Annotated in this window: 7 protein-coding genes; 4 read left to right on the forward strand and 3 right to left on the reverse strand. The window is 54.9% G+C overall.

Going from position 1 to position 8,589, the window contains the following annotated elements:
• Positions 1-36: 36 nt before the first annotated feature.
• Positions 37-1,059, forward strand: coding sequence for an aspartate-semialdehyde dehydrogenase (locus ACR0EL_RS21040; protein WP_480502089.1), 1,023 nt, complete (start codon positions 37-39; stop codon positions 1,057-1,059).
• A gap of 156 nt (positions 1,060-1,215) precedes the next feature.
• Here the strand turns inward: ACR0EL_RS21040 and ACR0EL_RS21045 are convergent, their stop codons facing one another.
• Positions 1,216-2,115 (reverse strand): type IV pili methyl-accepting chemotaxis transducer N-terminal domain-containing protein, encoded by a 900-nt coding sequence (locus tag ACR0EL_RS21045; RefSeq protein ID WP_480502091.1) that lies wholly within the window; start codon positions 2,113-2,115, stop codon positions 1,216-1,218.
• Positions 2,116-2,508: 393 nt separating this feature from the next.
• On the opposite strand from ACR0EL_RS21045, the gene ACR0EL_RS21050 reads away from it, so the two are divergent.
• Both ACR0EL_RS21050 and ACR0EL_RS21055 read left to right on the forward strand, forming a co-directional pair.
• Positions 2,509-3,615, forward strand: coding sequence for a TIGR03032 family protein (locus ACR0EL_RS21050; protein ID WP_480502093.1), 1,107 nt, complete (start codon positions 2,509-2,511; stop codon positions 3,613-3,615).
• 344 nt (positions 3,616-3,959) lie between these two features.
• On the forward strand, positions 3,960-4,934 hold the full coding sequence (locus tag ACR0EL_RS21055; RefSeq protein WP_480502095.1) for a DUF6602 domain-containing protein: 975 nt from the start codon (positions 3,960-3,962) through the stop codon (positions 4,932-4,934).
• 187 nt (positions 4,935-5,121) lie between these two features.
• On the opposite strand, the gene ACR0EL_RS21060 is transcribed toward ACR0EL_RS21055, so the two are convergent.
• Positions 5,122-6,432, reverse strand: a complete 1,311-nt coding sequence (locus ACR0EL_RS21060) for an aminotransferase class I/II-fold pyridoxal phosphate-dependent enzyme (RefSeq protein ID WP_480502097.1) — start codon at positions 6,430-6,432, stop codon at positions 5,122-5,124.
• A gap of 97 nt (positions 6,433-6,529) precedes the next feature.
• Between ACR0EL_RS21060 and ACR0EL_RS21065 the strand changes: the two genes are divergently transcribed.
• On the forward strand, positions 6,530-7,402 hold the full coding sequence (locus ACR0EL_RS21065) for a LysR family transcriptional regulator (RefSeq protein WP_480502099.1): 873 nt from the start codon (positions 6,530-6,532) through the stop codon (positions 7,400-7,402).
• A 23-nt stretch (positions 7,403-7,425) separates the two neighbouring features.
• On the opposite strand, the gene ACR0EL_RS21070 is transcribed toward ACR0EL_RS21065, so the two are convergent.
• Positions 7,426-8,418 carry a helix-turn-helix domain-containing protein gene (locus tag ACR0EL_RS21070; protein ID WP_480502101.1) on the reverse strand — a complete coding sequence of 331 codons (993 nt, stop codon included), beginning with the start codon at positions 8,416-8,418 and terminating at the stop codon, positions 7,426-7,428.
• Positions 8,419-8,589: the final 171 nt, after the last annotated feature.

An 8,589-nucleotide genomic window follows, 5' to 3' on the forward strand; every position in this document is an offset into this window, starting at 1 on the left:
GCTATGAACGCGCGTCCTTAACTTTGGAGACATGAAATGGGCTATCGCGTCGTTGTCGCCGGCGCCACAGGTAACGTGGGCCGCGAAATGCTGAACATCCTGGCGGAACGCCAGTTCCCGATCGATGAAATTGCCGCTCTGGCAAGCCGTCGTTCGCTGGGGACTGAGGTGACATTTGGCGACAAGACACTGACCACTAAGGACATCGACACGTTTGATTTCACCGGCTGGGACATGGCGCTGTTCGCCATCGGCTCAGACGCAACCAAGACCTACGGCCCAAAAGCGGCTGCAGCCGGTTGTGTGGTGATCGATAACTCATCGCTTTATCGTTATGACCCGGACATTCCGCTGATAGTGCCGGAATGTAACCCGCAAGCGATTCACGACTACAAAAACAAGAACATCATCGCCAACCCCAACTGCTCGACCGCGCAGATGGTTGTCGCGCTGAAACCGTTGCATGACCGCGCGAAGATCAAGCGCGTAGTTGTGTCGACCTATCAGTCGGTTTCGGGTGCCGGTAAAGAGGGCATGGATGAGCTGTGGGATCAGACCAAGGCGGTCTATAACCCCACCACCGAGGTTGAGCCGAAGAAGTTCCAGAAACAGATCGCCTTCAACGTCATTCCGCAGATCGATGTCTTCATGGAAGACGGCTCGACCAAGGAAGAATGGAAGATGGTTGTCGAGACCAAAAAGATCGTCGACCCGTCGATCAAGGTCACAGCCACCTGCGTGCGCGTTCCCGTGTTTGTCGGCCATTCCGAGGCCGTGAATATCGAGTTCGAGGAATTCCTGGACGAAGACGAGGCCCGCGACATCCTGCGCGAGGCCCCGGGCATCATGGTGATCGACAAGCGCGAGGCGGGCGGCTACGTCTCGCCCATCGAATGCGCCGGCGATTTCGCCACGTTCATCAGCCGCATCCGTCAGGATTCGACCATCGAGAACGGTCTGAACCTGTGGTGCGTATCGGACAACCTGCGCAAAGGTGCTGCACTGAACGCAGTTCAGATTGCCGAGCTTCTGGGCCGTGAGGTTCTGAAAAAGGGGTAAGAAAACCACCCTGATAAGAATATCCGAAGCCCCGCAGTATCACCTGCGGGGCTTCTTTTTTGTTTGAACACAGCGCAAAAGCGCGAATTCAAACAGTGGCGTGCAAAATCTGAAGAGAGCGGTAGTCGATTAAACCGCCGGTCCGAGCGACCCAGATCAGGACCAGGTCTTGATAGCATCCTCATACAGTAGAACTGCCCGTTCGGATTCGTTTCCAAGCACATCCATCTCGGCGCAGAAATGCAAAACGTCATCAAGGCTGGGAACATCTGCCGCGTCCAAAGCTTCGACTGTGGGCTGAAGCTCGGCCCAATGGGCCTCTACCTGCTTCAACGCTGCAAGCGAGGCGTCGCTTGGAGGCGTGGACATCTTGATATAGTCATTGCCGCCATCAATCAGCGCGTCGACGATCTTGCCAAATTTCGCGGCGTTCTTCTTGAACTTCTCGTGGTGTTCCGCCGTGTCTTTTCCTGTCGCGGCCAGGGCGATTTCCTTGCAGATTTTCTGCGTGATCATCCGCTGCCGACCCGCAAACTCCAGGGCCAAGGCCATGGACGGTTCGATATTGACCTCGCCATAGGCTGCTTCAAGCTTTCGAACGACCCCATGGTTGGCCTCTTCCAGAGGCTCCACATCGCCCACGATCATGGTCAATTGCGCATCATTTACGGACTTGGCGGCAACTATATCCTCTACCGCTATCCGATAGGGCGCCCACAATGCGGCAACTTCCTCAAGCGCTTTGTTGACCGAGTAAAACCGTTCGCGGTCGATGCCCGAAGATCCTTTGCCCTCTTTGAAACCAAGCAGGATATCGTCAAACTCATCATGCGCTTGTTGTAGTTCAGTCAGAGACCTATCGGCTTCGGCACCCATGCTCAGCAATACGGTTGCTTTTGCGACCTTCTCGGTCAGAAAGCTCAGCTTTTGAGCGGCCAGAATGCGGTGCACCACCTGACCTGCGGCCATTGCAAACGCGTAGCCCCCAACCGGCAAGAATGCCGTTAGCCCAAGTCCCAACGTCCCAGTGACGAAAACACGACGATCGATACTCATTTTTCTTCCTAACCCTGCTGCTTTTGCATGTGCATATCGAGCAAGAAGCGCCGCAAATGTCCCAGCGTAGTGTTGAAAATATGAAAATATAGTGACTTCTAGCGCCTGAGATCAGCAAATTAACGCGTTAGTCAACCAGATCAGCCAGTGACTCCGTTCTGAGTTGCGGCCACCAAGGACTCTTGCGTTTATGTGCAGGTTGATCTCAGCGAGTCGCGCGATCAGCTTGTCCAATCCAGGTTTTTCTGTTGGGAAATCACTGTGACCGGTGCACCAACCTGAAACCCCTGTTGTTGCATTCACCGGGTGCGTGTTTAGAAGTCAGGTGGTCTGGACAAGTCTCAGGCCCGCAATCGATCACATCGGCTCAAACAGAAGGCCCCGAGTAACCCCATGACAAACACAGCCTCCGAACAAGACCAACAGGACGCCGTCGAATACAGCCAGTCCCGAGGTTTGGTAGACCGGCTGGCGCGGTTGGGATGCTCGCTTGCGTTTTCATCCTACCAATCCGGGCTGCTGTACCATCTGGGTCGGGGTTCCGACGGATCGTTGCATGTGCATCAGTCGGCCATGCCAAAACCCATGGGGCTCCATTATGATGGCCAAGGTGGGCTGACGCTGGCCGGGGGCGCCGATATTCTGAGGTTCGAGAATATTCTCGCCCCGCATGAACGCATCAATAACGTCTTCGATGCCTGTTTTATGCCGCGGCTTATACACAGTGTTGGTGAGTTGGATGTTCACGATATCGGGCTGGATGCAGATGGCACCCCCGTCTTTGTGAACACCCGTTTCAATTGCCTGTCGACCTTGTCCAAGCGCCACAGCTTCGTACCTGGGTGGACCCCGCCGTCGATTACTCAGATCGTGGATGAGGACCGGTGCCATCTGAACGGGATGGCCATGCGCGACGGCCAGCCCGCCTATGTCACCGCTGTATCCCAATCCAACACGATAGACGGGTGGAGAGATCGCCGCGTTGATGGAGGTGTGGCCATTGACGTCCAGAACAACCAAGTTGTCTGCAAGGGCCTGTCGATGCCGCATTCGCCGCGCTGGTATGATGGCAAGCTCTGGCTTCTGAACTCTGGCACCGGCGAGCTTGGCTTTGTGGACGGGTTGGAGAACGACGCGCCGGGCCAGTTCAAACCAATTGTCTTTTGCCCGGGTTTCCTGCGCGGGCTGCGGTTCTACAAAGGATATGCTTTCGTCGGTCTGTCCAAGCCGCGCTACAAACGGTTCGAAGGGCTGCCATTGGCAGATCGGCTGGACGCCGCAGATAGCGACGCGTGGTGTGGCCTGCAGATCATCGACCTTGCCACCGGCACCTGTGTCGACTGGTTCCGCATCGATGGCGCGATCACGGAACTCTATGACGTCGAGATCATCCCGGGATTTGCAACGCCTATGACGGTCAGCCCTGGCAGCGCCGAAGCGGCGAGTCTGATCACTTGGGATAAACCAGAGACTGTCGACACGCCGATGTCGCAAAGGTAACTCAACTCTACGTTTGCGGCACAACCAATTCATTGAACGTCATACGACCCTGACCCAACCGTCATAGTCAGATCAGGGCAAGACTAACGTTCTACATCAGAAGACCCCAAAAGATCGAATGTTCGTTTGCAATGAAGTTAGCAGCGAACTGCAGGTCGGCGCGATAAACGACAAAAAAGTCCGCTCTGAGCCTAAATGTGACAAGTACTGCGCTGTCGATGAATGACGGTGATGCATAGAAACCGAGCTTTGCAAAGTTGAGGCTGTCACGATATTCAGGAAGCAGAACCAGTTGCTAGCATTCGTATTTCATCACCCAAAATTTCATTATTCTGAAGCCGTCAATGACAACAAGAACTTACAGAACCGCTGGTTGGCAAAGATTTGAACTCAATCGACGTAAAATGCTGGCCAACTACGATCTAGCCAAATTTGAAAATGGCAAGAGACCTCTGCAAACTGAACATGGAAATGTAGCGGAAGCAGTTCTACGAAGCTGGTTAGACGAATTCTTACCTGATCGTTATGGAGTGACTTCAGGGTTCATCTTACCCCCCGTTTTAGAAGAAAATCATCCGGTGGAATACCACTATGACTTGATAATCTATGACAGGCTGAATGCTCCAGTCTTGGCATCAGATTTGGACACCGACAGGACGAGATACGGAACTTCGAAGATGATACCTTCGCAGTGCGTGAAGGCAGTCTTCGAAATAAAGGCAAGAGCGACTCCCACTTCTGCTAGTGACGCTGCCAAGAAGTTGCAAGAATTGTCCTCTATTTCAAGGTTTTTGGGGCGAAATTTCTTCTCCGGTGTGGTGTTTTTTGAGTTGGAGACCCCTCCAAAACGAAGCTTGCGTATCCTTGAAGACCTTGTCCCAGATAACGCCTCATTTCGTATGCTAGACACAGGCTGCATTCTTAGATGCACGCCTCATGAAGAAGCGTCAGGTAAACTAGAGAGCTTTCGCGGCGACATCAATGGCCAGCCTACTAAAGCACCTCTTTTTCACAATTTTCTCAAAGAGAGAATAGTACTAGAGGACGGGCAACCCAGAACACCAAACGATACAAGTTTGGGCATCTTCGATGTTCGTACTAGGACTAACATCAATCAGCAGCACTTCTATCTCAGACACATTTCACGGGCGGCCAAAGGAGAGCAAGGTAACTACCGCGGGCTTAGCATTGAATGGTCCAGAAATGGTTTCGCCATTTTCATCTTTGACGTCCTCTCCCGATTGGGAACGGGCAGGCGTTTCACACCAGATGTTGTCGGAGGATTTCCATTCGGTTTGGAGTTTGACCGAACTATTTGAACAGCTGTTACTTTAATCTTGTTGTGTGTCACCTAAGGAATTTCAGCAGTCATTCGAAGCTCTGATGCCAAGGTCCGTTCAGTCCGCACACCCGCCATTGAGCTAAATATTTTTGGGCTTTGGACCAACGATATAAGACGTGGCAGTGAAATCATGTTTATCCGATCCGCAACTTAAACGTCGAAGGTCAAATATGAACAAAGGATAGGCTGTCAAAGCTTTGCCGCCAGTCGCTGACCTCGGCACCAACGTCTTCGCCCGCCAAGCCGCGCGCGATCAGTGTGGCCAGCCTGTCTGCATGATCCGTTGTCATGCCCCATCTTACCAGTTCCGGGGTGCCTATGCGTAAGCCGTTCATGTCGCCCTGCACTGCTGGCGCTGGAAGGCCGATGCCACAGGCCAGAAAGCCCGCCTGTCGCAGGGTTTTGGAGGCTGTTTGCCCGCCACCAAACGCCTTGGCCAAGACAGCAAACTGGTGGGAGCAGGTGAAACCCTCTCGGCCAGCAAAGACAGGTACGCCATTGTCATTCAGGCGCTCGGCAAGCGCTTGTGCCAGTGCGATCATCTGTGCCGCATAGTCGGCCCCGAAATCGCGCCAATCCAGCATAGTGACCGCAAGCGCAGCAGACTTCGCCGCGTCGAAATTGGCCGTCATTCCGGGAAACGCGATTGCGTCCAGACGCTCGGCCAGGTCAGCCTCATTGGTGACAATCAGCCCACCGGCAGGGCCGCCAAGGCTTTTGTAGGTGCTCATTGTCATCAGATGCGCGCCTTCGGCCAACGGGTCACGCCACGCCTTACCTGCGATGATCCCGCACTGATGTGCGGCGTCGAACATCACTTTGGCACCAACTTCATCGGCAATGGCGCGGATCTCTTTCACCGGATGTTCGAACAGGTTGAGGCTACCCCCAACCGTGATCAGTTTGGGTCGTTCGCGTTTCGCCATGGTGTGCAGTTGATCCAGATCGATGGTGTATCCATCTGCATCAGTTGGTGCCTCAACTGTGCGCAGCCCGAACAGACCCGCACAGCCTGCCAGATGATGCGTGACATGACCGCCAATCGACGCAGGGGGTGCGATGATCGTATCGCCCGGCTTGCACGTGGCCATAAAGCCGTAAAGGTTTGCGATCGCGCCCGACGGCACGCGGATCTCCGCGAAACGTGCGTCGAAAACCTCTGCACAAAGCTGGGTGGCGATCACCTCGATCTCTTCGATGGCCTCAAGGCCCATCTCATACTTGTCACCCGGATATCCAAGCGAAGGGCGCGACCCGATACCCGAGGCCAACAGCGCCTCGGCCCTCGGGTTCATGACATTTGTGGCGGGGTTGAGGTTAAAACACTCTTTCTCGTGGATCTCGCGATTGCGGTTCGCCAGATCATCGATCCGGTCCAGCAATGCGCCCGACGCACTGCTGGCAGTGGCTGTCGCGATCTGCTGTACAAGCGCTTCGCTGGCGTCCGGGACCCAGGACCTTACGTCGATTGTCATTGCTGCATACTCCTTGCTTGGCTTCAGAATGGACGGTCTGCATGACAATGCAAATCAGTTCTGCTATTTCTCGCCCTAGAAAAACTAAGGCTAATGAATGGCAGTTCTTCCCCGCCGACCCAAGGGGCCGCCCCTGAACGCATTGCGCGCCTTCGAGGCTGCAGCCCGTCTGGGCAGTTTTGTTGCAGCAGCCGAGGAACTGGGTGTCACCGCCGGTGCGGTGTCGCAGCATGTCAAAGCTGTAGAAGCCTGGTCCGGCACCAGACTGTTTGAGCGCGGCGCACAAGGTGTTTCATTGTCTGCCGCTGGTCGTTTGTTGACCGAGGATTTCACACAGGCTTTCGATCTACTTGCAGCAGCGACCCAAAATTTGCGCAACCTGGCACCCAACCCCGAAGTTCACATTGCCGCACTGCCATCGGTCGCGCAGCTTTGGTTGCCCTCGCGTCTGGGTCGATTGCGCGACCTGCATCCCAATCTGAACATATCCGTAACTGCGATGGAGAACCCTCCGAGCCTGACCAGAGATTTGTTTGATTTGTCCATCTTCATATCCCTACCGGACGAAACCGCAGATCAGATCATCGTCGAAGACGACATCATCTTTCCGGTTTGCGCCCCAAAGCTGGCCAAGGATGTTGATCTGAAAACCGCACCCTTGCTTCACGATCAGACCTGGGGCAGCGATTGGTCGACATGGTCAGGCGCCACAGGTATCGATATCGGCGATCCAACACGTGGCCCTCGGTACTCTCTCTACGCTTTGGCGGTCGAAGAGGCGAAATCAGGCGCGGGGGTTCTGATGGGGCATGCTGCGCTGGTTGCGCAGGCGCTGGATGCTCAGCAGCTCAGCCGTGTGTCCGAGCACGGTCATCAAACCGGCAAAGCCCTGGTGATCGAACGTCCTCACAGGTCCCAATGCCACCCGGAAATCGATCATGTTATCGGTCTGCTATGTGAAACCGACTAGAACCGGCCCCAAAGTTGGTTTTGCTAACCAGCCGCGTATCCAAGATAGCGGCGGGTTCTGATGTCCTCAGGCCGCGATCCGCACTGTTCGAACAAAGCGCGCGACATGGCAGCACGCGAGGAAAACCCGGTTGCAGCTGCTATTTCGACCAACGACATGTCGGTCTGCCTCAGCAGATCAATAGCTCTCTCTATCCGAAGCTCTTTATACGTGTGCAGAAGCGTGGTGCCGGTTTTACAGATGTATCGTCTCTGAAGTTGACGGGTCGAGGCACCCACTGCCCTTGATAGGTCAGTGATACTCAGGGGCTCTTCGATATGCTCCAACATGGTCGCCAGGGTCAGAATGACCAGCTCATCCCCACCTGATCTGCGAATAAGCCAATTTGCCGTCTGGCTCTCTATTGCCTGTTTTGGCTCCTCCAGACCGACATATCTGCGTACCGCATCTGCAAGATGTTCGCCATGATCGCTCGACACAAATTCAGCCAGCAGGCGAAGGGCGCTGATGCGGGTATTGGCACTGTGCCATCGCCCGTTGAGTGAAAGATACGTTGAGGCACCGCAACTTCTTATGCCTTGCTCTGACGCTGCCGCCTGAAAACTGGAATGTATCGCAGCGATATGCCCGTCACAGCCGCTAGCCTGGGCCAGCAGCATCACGGCGCCCCCAACCAGCACAACCCGAGGCGCGAGGTTCAGCACCTGGGTCGCCCAGTGTTTTTGAGCGCCAGCCAGATTCCAGTTCTCCTCCAGACCCCCCCAGATAACAGCAGTCCGCCCTGCCCAATACAAAGGCCCGCCGACCTTATCCTCAGCAAGGGCACGCAGAGTGACAACGTAGCGCTGATGCTCCATAAAACCGTTCAAAGCTCGGTAGAAATCCAACGCCAGCTCTGCCGATGCGCGGGAGGCATTCGGGTGCAAAATGACATCAACATATTGAACCCGCTCAGACACCGCCGCAAAGGCGTTTGCCTTGTTTTCGGGTTCGTTATGCAGGACGTAAAGTTTCATATGTCATGACACTTCTGTGTTGAGTGGCAGAGAGCGGGGACCGCTCTGCTGCCGGTGCCCCCCCTTTGTTGGGGGGGCGTTTTTATTCAGCGGCTTCCATGTATTCGGTCATTGGAGGGCATGTGCAGACGAGGTTTCGGTCGCCATATGCGTTGTCGACGCGGTTGACGG

This window comes from Ruegeria sp. AH12, from assembly GCF_056541465.1.